The 12,995-nt window shown below is 75.6% G+C and carries 13 protein-coding genes; 5 read left to right on the forward strand and 8 right to left on the reverse strand.

The features are described from left to right. Positions 1-60: 60 nt before the first annotated feature. Entirely contained in the window at positions 61-993 is a 933-nt protein-coding gene (locus ABZ716_RS08590; RefSeq protein WP_358957612.1) for a pseudouridine-5'-phosphate glycosidase, read from the forward strand. Further along, positions 990-1,940 carry a PfkB family carbohydrate kinase gene (locus ABZ716_RS08595; protein ID WP_358957615.1) on the forward strand — a complete coding sequence of 317 codons (951 nt, stop codon included), beginning with the start codon at positions 990-992 and terminating at the stop codon, positions 1,938-1,940. The genes ABZ716_RS08590 and ABZ716_RS08595 overlap by 4 nt, the downstream gene beginning before the upstream one ends. Here ABZ716_RS08595 and ABZ716_RS08600 read toward each other — a convergent pair. Next, the gene (locus tag ABZ716_RS08600; protein ID WP_358957617.1) at positions 1,937-2,581 is read right to left on the reverse strand and encodes a uridine kinase; all 645 of its coding nucleotides are present in this window, start codon (positions 2,579-2,581) and stop codon (positions 1,937-1,939) included. The two genes, ABZ716_RS08595 and ABZ716_RS08600, sit on opposite strands and share 4 nt — an antisense overlap. Before the next feature lie 92 nt (positions 2,582-2,673). Here ABZ716_RS08600 and ABZ716_RS08605 point away from each other — a divergent pair, with 92 nt between their 5' ends. Then, the gene (locus ABZ716_RS08605; protein WP_358957619.1) at positions 2,674-4,119 is read left to right on the forward strand and encodes a WGR domain-containing protein; all 1,446 of its coding nucleotides are present in this window, start codon (positions 2,674-2,676) and stop codon (positions 4,117-4,119) included. Here the strand turns inward: ABZ716_RS08605 and ABZ716_RS08610 are convergent. Then, positions 4,083-4,490 carry a cupin domain-containing protein gene (locus ABZ716_RS08610; protein WP_358811869.1) on the reverse strand — a complete coding sequence of 136 codons (408 nt, stop codon included), beginning with the start codon at positions 4,488-4,490 and terminating at the stop codon, positions 4,083-4,085. The genes ABZ716_RS08605 and ABZ716_RS08610 overlap by 37 nt on opposite strands. Positions 4,491-4,631: 141 nt before the next feature. Here ABZ716_RS08610 and ABZ716_RS08615 point away from each other — a divergent pair, with 141 nt between their 5' ends. Continuing rightward, positions 4,632-5,291, forward strand: a complete 660-nt coding sequence (locus ABZ716_RS08615) for a DUF2293 domain-containing protein (RefSeq protein WP_358957621.1) — start codon at positions 4,632-4,634, stop codon at positions 5,289-5,291. On the opposite strand, the gene ABZ716_RS08620 is transcribed toward ABZ716_RS08615, so the two are convergent. The 3 genes from ABZ716_RS08620 to ABZ716_RS08630 all read right to left on the reverse strand — a co-directional run bounded on the left by ABZ716_RS08620 (position 5,284) and on the right by ABZ716_RS08630 (position 10,153). Continuing rightward, positions 5,284-5,973, reverse strand: coding sequence for a chaplin (locus tag ABZ716_RS08620; protein WP_358811871.1), 690 nt, complete (start codon positions 5,971-5,973; stop codon positions 5,284-5,286). The genes ABZ716_RS08615 and ABZ716_RS08620 overlap by 8 nt on opposite strands. Before the next feature lie 152 nt (positions 5,974-6,125). Then, positions 6,126-7,331 (reverse strand): hypothetical protein, encoded by a 1,206-nt coding sequence (locus tag ABZ716_RS08625; protein ID WP_358957623.1) that lies wholly within the window; start codon positions 7,329-7,331, stop codon positions 6,126-6,128. Continuing rightward, positions 7,328-10,153: a DEAD/DEAH box helicase gene (locus tag ABZ716_RS08630; RefSeq protein WP_358957626.1), complete on the reverse strand. Its 2,826-nt coding sequence runs from the start codon at positions 10,151-10,153 to the stop codon at positions 7,328-7,330. The genes ABZ716_RS08625 and ABZ716_RS08630 overlap by 4 nt, the downstream gene beginning before the upstream one ends. 167 nt (positions 10,154-10,320) lie before the next feature. On the opposite strand from ABZ716_RS08630, the gene ABZ716_RS08635 reads away from it, so the two are divergent. Next, positions 10,321-10,581: a DUF6343 family protein gene (locus ABZ716_RS08635; protein WP_351883606.1), complete on the forward strand. Its 261-nt coding sequence runs from the start codon at positions 10,321-10,323 to the stop codon at positions 10,579-10,581. A gap of 96 nt (positions 10,582-10,677) precedes the next feature. On the opposite strand, the gene ABZ716_RS08640 is transcribed toward ABZ716_RS08635, so the two are convergent. The 3 genes from ABZ716_RS08640 to ABZ716_RS08650 all read right to left on the reverse strand — a co-directional run bounded on the left by ABZ716_RS08640 (position 10,678) and on the right by ABZ716_RS08650 (position 12,826). Then, positions 10,678-11,082, reverse strand: a complete 405-nt coding sequence (locus tag ABZ716_RS08640) for a tetratricopeptide repeat protein (RefSeq protein WP_351883438.1) — start codon at positions 11,080-11,082, stop codon at positions 10,678-10,680. Between the two features lie 83 nt (positions 11,083-11,165). Beyond that, entirely contained in the window at positions 11,166-11,810 is a 645-nt protein-coding gene (gene coaE, locus ABZ716_RS08645) for a dephospho-CoA kinase (RefSeq protein WP_358811874.1), read from the reverse strand. 77 nt (positions 11,811-11,887) lie between these two features. Next, positions 11,888-12,826, reverse strand: coding sequence for a PAC2 family protein (locus ABZ716_RS08650; RefSeq protein WP_351883434.1), 939 nt, complete (start codon positions 12,824-12,826; stop codon positions 11,888-11,890). Positions 12,827-12,995 lie beyond the last annotated feature (169 nt).

Below are 12,995 nucleotides of genomic sequence, written 5' to 3' on the forward strand. Positions count from 1 at the left end.
TCGCGCCGGAGTCGGCGGGGGCGCGTTTGCGGGTGCGCGCCCCGTGCCATGGATGGGGACATGCCACAGCACAGAACAGCCGAGGTCCCGGTCCTGTCGGAAGAGGTGCGCGAGGCGCTGGCCGCGCGCAGGCCCGTCGTCGCCCTGGAGTCGACGATCATCGCGCACGGCCTGCCCCGCCCCCGCAACCTGTCGGTGGCCCTCGAACTGGAGGACCTCGTACGGGCGGAGGGCGCCGTCCCGGCGACGGTCGCGGTGGTCGACGGAGTGGCGTACGCGGGCCTGGACAAGGCCCGCCTGGAGCGGATCGCGGCGGGCGAGGGGGTACGCAAGCTCGGCCACCGCGACCTGGCCCCGGCCCTCGCCACCGGTGCCACCGGTGCCACGACGGTCTCGGCGACGGCCTGCCTGGCGGCGCGGGCCGGGCTGCGGGTCTTCGCCACGGGCGGGCTGGGCGGGGTGCACCGCGGGTTCGCGCAGACCCAGGACGAGTCGGCGGACCTGTCCCTGCTGGCCCGTACCCGGATCACGGTGGTGTGCGCGGGGGTGAAGTCCCTCCTGGACGTCCCCGCCACGCTCCAGCGGCTGGAGACCCTCGGCGTGGCGGTCGTCGGCTACCGCACGCGCGCCTTCCCCGGGTTCTACCTGGCCGACTCCGGCGAGACGGTCGACTGGACGGTGGAGCGGCCGGAGGCGGTGGCGGAGATGATGGCCGCCCAGGACGCGGTGGCGGGCCCGGAGTCGGCCCTGGTGGTGGCCAACCCCGTCCCCCGCTCCGAGCAGCTGGACCCCGGGCTGCACGACCGCGTCCTGGCGCAGGCGCTGGCCGAGTGCGAGGAGCGCGGGATCACGGGGCAGGGGGTGACCCCGTTCCTGCTGGGGTTCCTGGTACGGGCCACGGGCGGGGCCTCGCTGGAGGCGAACCTGGCCGCGGTACGGGGCAACGTGCGGCTCGGGGCCCAGATCGCCGGGGCGTGGGCGGCCCTGGCATGACGGGACCGGGGGCGGGCGCACGGCAGTCTCCGGGGGCGGGGGCGACGGGGGCACCGCAGGCGGTGCCGGGGGCGCTGGTGGTCGTCGGGGACGTGGTCACGGATGTGGTGGCGGTGCACCAGGAGCCCCTCACCCCGGCCACCGACACCCCCGCCCGGATCCGCACCCTGCCCGGCGGCGCCGGCGCCAACGCGGCCTGCTGGGCGGCCCGTACGGGCACCGCCGAGGTACGGCTCCTCGCGCGGGTCGGCCGCGAGTCGGCGCGCTGGCACGAGCGGGCGCTGGTCGACGCGGGGGTACGGCCCCGGCTGGTGGTGGACCCGGCCGAGCCGACCGGGACGGTGGTGGCGCTGGTCGGCGCGGACGCGGAGCGGACGTTCCTGACCGACAGCGGGGCCTCGCTGCGGCTGTGCCCGGCCGACTGGGCGCCCGCGCTGCTGGACGGGGCGGCCCACCTCCACCTGTCCGGCTACCTGTTCTTCGCCGAACCCAGCAGGGAGCTGGCCCTGGTCGCGCTGCGGGCCGCGCAGACGCGCGGGGTCCCGGTCAGCGTGGACCCGGCGTCGGCGGGGTTCCTGGCCGGGCTGGGCCCCGAGACCTTCCTCACGGCGGTGGCGGGGGCCTCAGTCCTGCTGCCGAACGAGGACGAGGCCCGCCTGCTGGCCGGCGTCACGGACACCGCCCGGGCCGCGCAGGCGCTCAGCCGGCGCATCCCCCTGGTGGTGGTGACGCGGGGCACGGGCGGGGCACTCGTCGCCGAGGCCGGCCGGATCACGGCCGAGGTCGAGGCGGAACCGGCGGACGCCCTGGACACCACGGGCGCGGGCGACGCCTTCACCGGCGCCTTCCTGGCGGCCCGCCTCACCGGCGCCACCCCGGCGGCCGCGGCCCGGGCGGGCTGCCACACGGCCGCCCTCGCCATAACCCGCCTGGGCGGCCGCCCCTAGTCCTCCTGGCGGATGCCGGTCCATGCCGGGTGCCGGGGGTCGTCCGCGCGGACCAGGGCGTCCGCCGTCGACTCCGGGGCCGTCTCGCGGGCGTAGCGGGCGAAGGCCGGGAGGGTCCAGTGGTCGGCTGGGGGTGTGCGGCGGGCCAGGGCCGCTGGTGAGAGGCTGATGTGGACGCTGAGGTCGAAGGGGAACCAGTGCCCCAGCAGCAGCGGGCCGTGCACGATCAGGACGCCGCCCGGCGGGAGTTCGGCGTAGGGGCTGCGGGTGGCCCGGTCGGTCAGCGGGTCCCACAGGTCCGGCAGGACCCGTCCGCTGCCGCCGGGGTCGGTCGGCCCGAAGACCTCGCGCCACAGCGCGCCCGTGTCGTACCAGCCGCCGAGGTAGGCGTCCACGTCCTGGCGGCCGTACTCGAACCGCAGCGACGCCGGCCGCAGGAACCCCCCGGCCGCCACCACCAGCACCGACCGCCCGCGCAGCCGCAGCGCCCCGGCCAGTTCCTCCGCCAGGACACCGGTGCCGGCCGCGGGCGCCCCGTCGATGCCCACGCGCTGCCACGGGCCGCCCTGCGCGGGCGGCGCGTCGAGGTGGCCGGCGAGCCGCTCGGCCATCCGCTGCCAGGTGATCGCTTCCAGCTTCACCCGCCCATTGTCAGTGGTCGCCCGTAGCGTTTTTCACGAGGGATCACCGGTGAACAGGAGCCGGCGGCCCGACTCTTGGGGAGGGGTCTGTCATGGCTCGGGAGACGACGTACCTGGAGCTGTCGCAGGAGGACGGCGCGGCGCACAAGTTCTACGAGGTGAGCGTCGACGGCCTCGTCGTCTCCGTGCGGTACGGCCGTATCGGCGCGGCCGGACAGCTGCAGAGCTCGTCGTTCCCGACGGTGGAGAAGGCCCGGGCGGCCGCGGCCAAGAAGATCGGCGAGAAGGTCCGCAAGGGGTACGCCCCGGCGGTCCAGGGGGCCCGGGCCGCGCGGTCGGTGACGCGCCGCCAGGTGACCTCCGCCCCGTCGACGGCGCGTGCGGTGGCGCCCGTGCTGTGGCGCTTCCGCACCGGTTCCGCGGCCTTCGGCATCCATGTGGACGAGGACCGCTGCTGGGTCGGCAACCAGGCGGGCGACGTGTACACCGTGAGCCACGGGGGCGAGGTGCTGGCCCGCTACTCGCTGCCGGACGGGGTGAAGTGCCTGGTCGCGGACGAGTTCTGGATATACGCCGGCTGCGACGACGGCACGGTGTACGACCTGTCCTCCAAGGTGCCGTTCGGGGCGTACGGGATAGGCGCCGATGTGGACATCTACTGGCTCGACATCCATGAGGGCGTGCTCCACGTCTCCGACGCGAACGGCGGCCTGACCGTCATCGACCACGAGGACGAGCACCAGTGGTCGCGCCGCTCCTCCGGCGGCGGCGCCTGGATGGTCCGGGCCGACGAGCGGGCGGTCTACCACGGCCACAGCGCGGGGGTGACGGCCTACGCGGCCGACGGCACGGGCCAGTTGTGGCACACCACGACGCCCGGCGGAGTGCTGTTCGGCTGGCAGGAGCGGTACGCGGTGTACGCGGGCACGGCGCGCAACACCGTGCTGCGGCTGTCGAAGGCGACGGGCGCGGTGGAGGCGAGGTACACGTGCGACGCGGCGGTGTACTCCTGCGCGACGTCGCCGGACGGACGGCATGTCTTCGCCGGTGACTCCTCGTCCTCGGTGTACTGCTTCGACGCCGACGGGCGCCGGCTGTGGAAGCTGGGGACCGGCGGCGGGTCGGCGCTGTCCATGCAGTACCTGGACGAGCGGCTGTATCTGGTCACGACGGACGGCTCGCTGGTGTGCGTGGACGCGAGCGAGGCGGCGATCGCGGCGGCCCAGCAGGGCCGTGTGCCGACGGCCATGGATGTGAAGTCCGCGGCGGCGCTGCCGGTCTTCACCCCGGCGGCCTCGGCGGCGGCGGTGGCCACGGTGTCGGTGGCTTCGGTCCCGTCGGGCGGTGTGGTGGTCGAGTGCGTGCAGGTCGGCGGCCGCATGAGGGTCCAGGTGGTGTCGGACGGCTTCCAGCCCGGATGGAACGTGCAGTTCCCGCGCGGGATACGGGAGGCCGGGGCCCGGTACGTGGTGGACGGGCTGCATCCGGCGAGCGGCGGCTTCTACCGGGTGCGCGGCGAGATACGCCGGCTGGTCTGAGCCGCGGTGTGTTCCGGGCAGCCGCAGGGGGCGGCGCCGGGCGGTACCGGGGCGGGGACGGCCCAGGGGTCGTCGTCGGCCAGCTCGCAGGTGACGCGCAGGACGACGGGGTCGGCGCCGAGGTTGCGGCCGAGGTGGACGTGGTCGTCGCCTTCGGGTTCGACGAAGGTCGCTCCCGGGGTGTGGACCTCGACGCTGCCGTCGGCCAGGATCCGGGTGAGCGTGCCCGACCCGACCACCGCCATCAGCGGTACGAGGTGGTAGTGCCAGCCCGTACAGCCTCCGGGGGGTATGACGACCTCCCGGCCCGTGAGATCCGCGGGGACCGTCGTTCTCCGGTGCTGTTCCCTCGTCGCCTGCCGTCCGCCCATGTGCTCTCCTCCACGGGCGCGCCTGCGGCCCTCACCGGCTCACGCTAGGCGGAGGCGACGAGGTCCGGACAGATTTTCTGAATAACCAACAACCTCCCCCTGCAAGGTGATAGGGGACTCCGGCAGCGGTATCACCACAGCATGAGTCTCGTCGTCTTCGAGTGCCTGAGGCCGGTCCACTGCGCCGGGTGCCGGCGGGGACCCCTGCGGCACGTCGTCCGCGAGTCCGGGGTGCCGCGCTGCCTGGACTGCGCCGACCTCGGGCACCTGGTGTACCTGCCGCGCGGCGACGCGGCCCTCACCCGCCGGGCGCGGGAGGCCAGTTCGCTGTCGGCCGTCGTGGTGCGCCGGCACCGGGGGCGGCGCCGCTACGAGCGTCAGGGGCTGCTGGTCGAGGACGCCGCCCTGGCCCGTGCCGAACGCGCCTGCCTCGCGGACGCCGACGCCCGGGCCCGGCGCCGCGAGCGCGACCGGCTGCGCCGCGCCGCCGAGGACGTCCGGTTCACGGCGGCCTTCGCCGCCGAGATCCTGCGGCTGTTCCCCGGCTGCCCGCCGGAGCGGGCGCGGGCCATCGCCGCTCACGCCTCGGTGCGCGGCAGCGGCCGGGTCGGCCGCACGGCGGCCGGCCGGGCCCTGGACGAGCAGGCGGTGTCGATGGCCGTACGGGCCGCCGTACGCCACACCGACACCGAGTACGACGCGCTGCTGATGGCCGGGGTGCACCGGTTCGAGGCCCGCGCCCGGCTGGCGGCGCGGATCGACGCGATCCTCGACGGCTGGCGTACCGCCCCCGTCAGCTGACGCGGAAGCGGCGGTAGAGGAGCACCCCGCCGAGCAGTAGGGCGCCGCTGCCCGGCAGCAGGTAGCCGAGCCCGTCGGAGCCGGTGTGGGCGAGGGCCTGGGCGTCACCGGAGGGCACGGAGGGCACGGAGGGGGCCGGGGTCGCGGGCGGCGGGGTGACGGGCCGTCCGGTGACCGGCTGGGGCGGCTTTGCGCCGGTGGGGGTCTCGCCGTTGACGGAGGTGTTCCCGTGGGAGCCGTTGCCGACGCCGACGACGTTCACGGAGTTCCCGCTGACATTGAGCGGCAGGTCGACGGGGAGCTGGATGCCGTTGCCGGACAGCACCCCCGGGGAACCCTTCGCCCGGCCTTCCGCCACGGCCCCTCCCCCGTTCCCGGAGGACCCGGGTTTCGCCGGATGGGAGGGCCTGGGGTCCGGATGCCCGCTGTCGGAGCCGGCGTTGGTACAGCGGTTGCCCGCCGCGGGGTTGAGGACACCTACCACGTTCACGGTGTTCCCGCACACGTTCACCGGCACATGCACCGGCAGCTGCGCCAGGTTCCCCGAGAGCAGCCCCGGCGAGCCCTGGGCGGAGCCGCCCGCCTCCGCGTCGGCGTGGGCGAAGCCGCCGACCCCTGCCACCGCGAGTCCGCCGCCCGCGACCACCGCCGCGATCAGACCGTTCCGACGACTGTGACGCATCAGCTTTCCTGCCTTCCGGAGGGTTTCAGGGGCGTGGAGCCCGTACCGGAGACAACGCGGGTGGACCCGTTCGGGTTATAGAGCCGGTAGGCATTTCACTCCATCGTGTACTGGGTTATGCCTACTTAAGGATCCGGGAACCGCCCGCCGGTTCAGCGCCGCAGGGCGCTGACCGGGTCCGGGGAGGGCCGGCCCGCGGGCCACCAGTCTTCCGTCCCCGGCCGGGCCTCGTAGGCGTACCAGAGGCCCTCGCGGCCCAGCCGGAGCTGGCGGGTGTGGGCGGTGAGGCGGTTGCGGTCGGGGCGGAAGGAGCCCAGTCCGGCGGCGAGCAGTAGGGGGCGGGCCCGGTCGAAGGGGCCGGCCGGCGGGTCCCACGGCTCGTCGAGGGCGGTGAGCGCGGGCAGGCCGCCCTGCCGCCAGGCCGCCGCGGCCCGGGCCAGGTCGGTGGTGGTCCGCCCGGTGGCCCGGGCCAGGTCGCGGTAGAGGGCGCGGGCGGCGCCGGTGAGACCGGCCGTGGGATGCGCGGAGGCCAGCCGGACGGCGTCCTGCCACAGGCTCAGCCCGCCGATCGGGTCCTCGCCCGTGGTGAGCAGGGCCAGGGCGCGGGCGGCCGCGTCGGTGGCGAGCTGCTCCAGCGCCAGCGGGTCGGGGGCCGCCGGGTCCGAGGGGTAGGCGGGCGGCGGGCCGGCCACGGCGGGGGCGGAGAGCGGGGCGGGCAGCGGCAGCCGGCCGGTGCGGGCCACTTCGGCGCGGGCCGGTACCCCGGGGAAGTCCCGCGCCGCGTCGGGCTGTTCGCGCGCGGCGTGGGCGGCGCTGCGGCGGGCCAGCTCGTCCAGGAGCTCCCGCTCGCCCCGGCCGCGCAGGAGCAGCAGGACGAACGGGTCCGCGTCGAGGAGGTGCGCGGCGCTGTAGCAGAGGGCGGCGGTGTGCTTGCAGGGAGGCCGGGCCGGGTCCGGGCAGGAGCAGCGCGCCGAGAGCTCGCCCGGCCCGGGCAGGATCCGCTCGGCGAGGGACTGCGGAACCTCCCGCTCCAGCAGGGCCGCCAGAGCGGCGGGGTCCGCGGCCACCGCCTCCAGCACCTCGGCCCAGTCGGCGTCGGTGAAGGAGCCCAGGGACAGCTCGGTCCGGTAGGGGCGGGCCCGGCTGCCGCGCACGTAGGCCACGATCCGGCCCGGGGTGACGGTGACCGTCTCGACATGGCCTTCGCAGGCGTACGCACGGCCGCGCGCCAGGCGGGCCGGATCCGGTGCGCGCTCCTCCAGGGCGCGTACCCAGGCCCGGCCCCACCAGGTGGCGGCCTGCGCTCCGGCGGGGACGGCGTCGAAGGTGCGGCGGCGGTCGTCCCGCGCGGTGATCATGCGGGCCTGCGCAGGGAGACGAGGTCGGCCAGCTCGCGGTCGCCGAGTTCGGTCAGGGCGGCTTCGCCGGAGCCGAGGACGGCGTCGGCCAGGGCCCGTTTGGTTTCGAGGAGTTCGGCGATGCGGTCCTCGACGGTGCCCTCGGCGATGATGCGGTGGACCTGGACGGGCTGGGTCTGCCCGATGCGGTAGGCGCGGTCGGTGGCCTGTTCCTCGACGGCGGGGTTCCACCAGCGGTCGTAGTGGATGACGTGGCCGGCGCGGGTGAGGTTCAGGCCCGTTCCGGCGGCTTTGAGGGAGAGCAGGAAGACGGGGACCTCTCCGGACTGGAAGCGGTCGACCAGTTCCTCCCGGCGGGGTACGGGGGTGCCGCCGTGAAGGAGCTGGCTGGGGATGCCGCGGGTGGCGAGGTGGCGTTCGAGGATGCGGGCCATGGTGACGTACTGGGTGAAGACCAGGACCGAGCCGCCCTCGGCCAGGATGGTGTCCAGCAGCTCGTCCAGCAGGGCGAGTTTGCCCGAGCGGTGCGGGATGCGCGGATCGGCCTCGCGCAGGTACTGGGCGGGGTGGTTGCAGATCTGCTTGAGCGAGCCCAGCAGCTTCATGATCATGCCGCGCCGTTCGATGCCCTCGCTGCCCTCGATCACCGCCATCGCCTCCTCCACCGCCGCCTGGTAGAGGGACGCCTGCTCCCAAGTCAGGGACACCGGGTGGTCGGTCTCGGTCTTCGGCGGCAGCTCGGGCGCGATACCGGGGTCGGACTTCTTGCGGCGCAGCAGGAACGGCCGGACCAGCGCCGCCAGCCGGGCGACGGCCGCCTCGTTGCCCCCGTCCTCCTCCTGCTGGTGCTCCACCGGGCGGGCGTGGCGGGCCCGGAAGGTGGTGAGCGGGCCCAGCAGCCCGGGCGTGGTCCAGTCGAGGAGGGCCCACAGCTCGGAGAGGTTGTTCTCCACCGGGGTGCCCGTCAGCGCCACCCGCGCCGGGGCGGGGAGGGTGCGCAGGGCCTTGGCCGTCGCGGAATGGGGGTTCTTGACGTGCTGGGCCTCATCGGCGACGACCAGCCCCCAGCTCTGGGCGGCCAGCCGCCCGGCCGAGGCCCGCATCGTCCCGTAGGTGGTGAGGACGAAGCCGCCCTGGAGGGAATCCAGGCTGCGGTCCCCGCCGTGGAAGCGGCGTACGGGTGTGCCCGGCGCGAACCGCTCGATCTCCCGCTGCCAGTTGCCCAGCAGCGAGGCCGGGCACACCACCAGGGTGGGCTCCGGACGGGCCCGGTGCAGGTGCAGCGCGATCAGCGTGACCGTCTTGCCCAGACCCATGTCGTCGGCCAGGCAGCCGCCCAGCCCGAGCGAGGTCATCAGGTCCAGCCAGGCCAGGCCGCGCAGCTGGTAGTCGCGCAGCGTGGCCTTCAGTCCCGCCGGGGCCGCCACGGGCGCCGGCTCGCCCGTCAGCCGGTCCCGCAGCGCCGCGAGCGCCCCCACGGGCACGGCCTCCACGGGCTCTCCGTCGACCTCGGCGCTCCCGGTGAGGACGGCGGCCAGCGCGTCGACCGGGTCCAGCAGCCCCAACTCCCTTTTGCGCGCCTTGCGTACGAGCTCGGGATCGACCCGCACCCACTGGTCGCGCAGCCGTACCACCGGCCGGTGCGCCTGCGCGAGGGCGTCCATCTCCGAGGGGGTGAGCCGGTCGCCGCCCAGGGCGAGCTCCCAGGAGAACGCGAACAGCCCGGCGGCGTCGAAGAAGGCGGTGCCGTCGGTGGCGGAGCCGGGGGCCGCCTGGCGGACGACGGCGGTCGCGGTGAGGGTACGGGCGAGCTCGCGCGGCCAGCGCACCACGACTCCGGCCCGCTCCAGCCGGGTCGCGGCGGCGCCCAGCAGGTCTTCGAGCTCGGCGTCGGAGAGGGCGAGGGCGTCGGGCACGGGCTGGTCGAGCAGGCGCAGCAGCGGCGGCCAGACCCGGCCGGCCCGGCGCAGGGCGAGCACGGCATCGACCCGGGCGCGCGGCCCGAATCCGGCGGCGGCGGTACCGGCCCACAGCGGCCCGGCGTCCGTCACCAGCGTCGGGTCGGCGAGGCTGTGCACCTGGACCACGGCGGCACCGGCGCGGCGGACGTCCTCCGGCTCGGCCTCGTCGAACAGGCGGAAGGCGGACAGGTCGAGCCGCAGGGAGATCCCCACCCCGGCGTCGGCGCCGGCCGCGACCTGCGCGGCCCACTCCTGTATCCCGGGCACGGGCTGCGGCTCCGCCGCGGCGAACGGCAGCCCGGCGGCGAACGGAGCGGCCGGAGTGCGGGGCAGAGTGTCGGCGACGGCGTCGAGGAAGGCCCGGACCAGGGCCTGCGGCTCGGGCAGCGCCAGCGGGCGGCGCCCGGCGAGCGGGGTGGCGTACCCCTCGTACGGGAGGGCGGCGGCCACCGCGCGCAGGTACCCCACGTCATCGGCGTCGAGCGGCCCCGCGCGCCAGGCGTCGGCCCCCTCGGGGGTGAGCCCGGGCAGCAGACGGCCCCGCGCGACGAGGACCAGCGCCTGCACCGCCGCCGTACCCCACGCCCGCGTGGCGGGATGGGCCGCCGGGCTGTGGGCGGCGCGGGCCAGCAGCGGCAGGGCCTCGGCCACGGACAGGGTCACGGCGGGCACGGTACGGGTACGGACGCCGGAGCCGTGCGGCCGCACCACCTGGAGCGGCTGCGGGGTCCCGGCGCCCTCGGGCAGCGGCTCCCCCTCGGGGCACCAGAAGGCCACCCGCCCCTCGCGCGGGACGGCCGCGGGGAGGAAGACGGCGGCCCGGCGCAGCAACGGCTGCGGCGGCGACGGCTGTGCGGTCACGTGACGGCTCCCCCTCCCTGTTGTCGCGGCACCGCCCGGTCATGGCGGTGGCCCTGCTGCCGAGTCTAGGTGCGGCCACTGACAACGCAGCTGACCTGCGCGTACCCCGTCCCGGAGCGGGTACGACCAGGGGAGGGGAGGCAGGGCGTCAGGACGAGGCGATGACCATGCGTACCGGAAACGAGCCCGTGAACGCCCGCAGCCCGCTGCGGCTGCGGTTCTGGCTCAGCCTGTGGGGCCTGATCTGGGCGGCCGGCGGGGCGGCGGCGTTCTCCCTGGCCGAGCGGCCGGGCTGGGCCGCGGCCTGCGCGGCGGTGGCGCTGCTGGCCGCCGTGGACATGGCGGTCGTCGTACACCACATCCACCAGGGCCCGCACTACCAGCCGGGCCCGGACATCCCCCCGTACGAACCCCCACGCCACCGCTGACACCCGCGGCCGCCGGACCACCGTCGGCACCATCGGCCGCCCACGGCCCCACGCCACCGCCGACGCCCGCAGCCGCCAGGCCGCGCTACGGCGGCGTCAGCCCTCGAAGCGGGCCGCCGCCAGGTACTCCGGCTGGGGGTCGAGGGCGGCGGCGAGGCGGAAGTGGCGGCGGGCCTGCTCCGGACGGCCGGCGCGCTGGTGGGTGCGGGCCAGCGCGAAGTGGGCGAAGGCGTTGTCCGGCTCCCGCTCCAGGACCAGCTCGAACTCCAGCTGCGCGGGACGCAGCTGGGCCGCGGCGAAGAAGGCCCGGGCGCGCAGCAGCCGCGCCGCGGTGTTCTCGGGGTGGGCGGCTATGACGGAGTCCAGCAGCCGGACCGCACCGCGCGGGTCCCGGGCGGCGAGGAGCTGCTCGGCGGCCCGGTAGTCGATGACGTGCGTCTCGGGGCTGGGCGGGCCGGAGGGCCGCCGCGGGGACGGCGGCGTGGGCGTGGTGTCGGGCACAGTAAGTCTCCTTCCCTCTGCGCACGCCCTCAACGCGCGTCGGCGGCAGGCTTGTTCCTCCGTGACCCGACGACTGCGATCCGCTACTCTGCGGGGGCCGCGCCGCGCGTCTCCCGCTCCCCCGCGCCCATCGCAGCGGCCCGGGCGGTCAGTTCCCGCCACACCGCGCGCACCTGGGGCTCCAGCGCCTCCAGGGGGCCGTCGTTGTCGATCACCAGCGTGGCCACCGCCAGCCGCTGCTCCCGGGTGGCCTGCGCGGCCATCCGCGCCCTGGCCTCCTCCTCGGTCATCCCGCGCAGCGCGGTGAGCCGGGACAGCTGCGTCCCGGGCGCGGCGTCCACGACGACGACCAGGTCGTACAGCGGCGCGAGCCCGTTCTCGGTGAGCAGCGGTACGTCGTGCACCACGATCGCGTCGGGTCCGGCGGCCGCTTCCAGCTCGGCGGAGCGGGCCCCGACCAGCGGGTGCACGATCGCGTTCAGGGTGCGGAGCTTGTCGGGGTCGGCGAAGACGACCGCGCCCAGCTTCGGCCGGTCCAGCGCTCCGCCGTCGGTCAGGACGGACTTCCCGAACGCCTCCACCACGGCCGCGAGGCCGGGCGTGCCGGGCTCCACGACCTCCCGGGCGATCCGGTCGGCGTCCACGACGACCGCCCCGTACCCCGCCAGCAGCCGCGAGACCTCGCTCTTGCCGGCACCGATTCCGCCTGTCAGGCCCACCTTCAGCATGTCCAGCACCCTAACGCCCCTCCCCCGGCCGTCCCCGGCCGGGCCGCGCCGCCCCGGAAACCGGGAAGCGGGACCCGTTACGCCTCGCCCTCGCGCTCGGCCAGGAACCGCTCGAACTCGCGGCCGAGCTCATCGGCCGTCGGGATCTCGGCCGGCTCGGCGATCATGTTGCCCCGGGTCTCGGCCCCGGCGGCGGCGTCGTACTGGTGCTCCAGCCCCTGGACCAGGCTGACGAGCTCCTCGTCCCCCTCGCGGATCTGCCGGTCGATCTCCGTCTGCGTGCGGTGCGCCTCGGTGCGCAGGGCGTGGGCGACGGCCGGCAGGACCAGCCCGGTCGCGGCGGTGATCGCCTCCAGTGCGGTCAGCGCGGCGTCCGGATACGGGGAGCGGGCGACGTAGTGCGGGACATGCGCCGCGACGCCGAGCACGTCGTGCCCGGCCTGGCCGAGGCGGAACTCGATCAGCGACTCCGCGCTGCCGGGGACCTGCGCCTCGTCGAAGGGGCTGCGGTGACCGGGCATGAGGTCGGTGCGGTTGCCGTGCGGGGTGATGCCGACGGGCCGGGTGTGCGGGACGCCCATGGGGATGCCGTGGAAGTTGACGGAGAGCCGGACGCCGAGCCGCTCGACGATCTGGCGGACGGCGACGGCGAAGCGCTCCCATTCCACATCCGGCTCGGGGCCGGAGAGCAGCAGGAAGGGCGCGCCGGTGGCGTCCTGGACCAGGCGGACCTCCAGCCGGGGCTCCTCGAACTCCGTCCAGCGGTCGCGCTGGAAGGTCAGCAGCGGGCGGCGGGCCCGGTAGTCCACCAGCCGGTCCGCGTCGAAGCGGGCCACCACCTGATGGGGCAGGGTGTCGAGCAGCCGCTCGACGATCTGCTCCCCGGTCTCACCCGCGTCGATGTACCCCTCGAAGTGGTAGAGCATGACCAGTCCGGCCGAGTCCTGGGCGAGCGCCAGGTCGGCCACCGCCAGACCCTTGGCGTCCCATTCGTACAGACCCTGTGGATCACGCACCGTCACCACTCCTCCCTCTCACCGTGTTCATTTCACTGAACGTCCAAGGGCGCCCGCCCATTCCCCAGTTGGCCCTGTTCACCCGAACGAAACACCGGAGCGCGTGACTCCGTACGGGCCCACGTCCTGCGCAGACGTCCCGGCAACGCGACGAGGCCCGCCCCCCGAA

Source organism: Streptomyces sp. NPDC006687, from assembly GCF_040636215.1.
Taxonomy (GTDB): domain Bacteria; phylum Actinomycetota; class Actinomycetes; order Streptomycetales; family Streptomycetaceae; genus Streptomyces.

Bases quoted from the DNA above. Each gene is read 5' to 3' on its own strand.
- ABZ716_RS08605 (WP_358957619.1), top strand. From the start codon at position 2,674: ATGGCTCGGGAGACGACGTACCTGGAGCTGTCGCAGGAGGACGGCGCG.
- ABZ716_RS08595 (WP_358957615.1), top strand. From the start codon at position 990: ATGACGGGACCGGGGGCGGGCGCACGGCAGTCTCCGGGGGCGGGGGCG.
- ABZ716_RS08610 (WP_358811869.1), bottom strand. From the start codon at position 4,490: ATGGGCGGACGGCAGGCGACGAGGGAACAGCACCGGAGAACGACGGTC.
- ABZ716_RS08625 (WP_358957623.1), bottom strand. From the start codon at position 7,331: ATGATCACCGCGCGGGACGACCGCCGCCGCACCTTCGACGCCGTCCCC.
- ABZ716_RS08635 (WP_351883606.1), top strand. From the start codon at position 10,321: ATGCGTACCGGAAACGAGCCCGTGAACGCCCGCAGCCCGCTGCGGCTG.
- coaE (WP_358811874.1), bottom strand. From the start codon at position 11,810: ATGCTGAAGGTGGGCCTGACAGGCGGAATCGGTGCCGGCAAGAGCGAG.
- ABZ716_RS08620 (WP_358811871.1), bottom strand. From the start codon at position 5,973: ATGCGTCACAGTCGTCGGAACGGTCTGATCGCGGCGGTGGTCGCGGGC.
- ABZ716_RS08590 (WP_358957612.1), top strand. From the start codon at position 61: ATGCCACAGCACAGAACAGCCGAGGTCCCGGTCCTGTCGGAAGAGGTG.
- ABZ716_RS08615 (WP_358957621.1), top strand. From the start codon at position 4,632: ATGAGTCTCGTCGTCTTCGAGTGCCTGAGGCCGGTCCACTGCGCCGGG.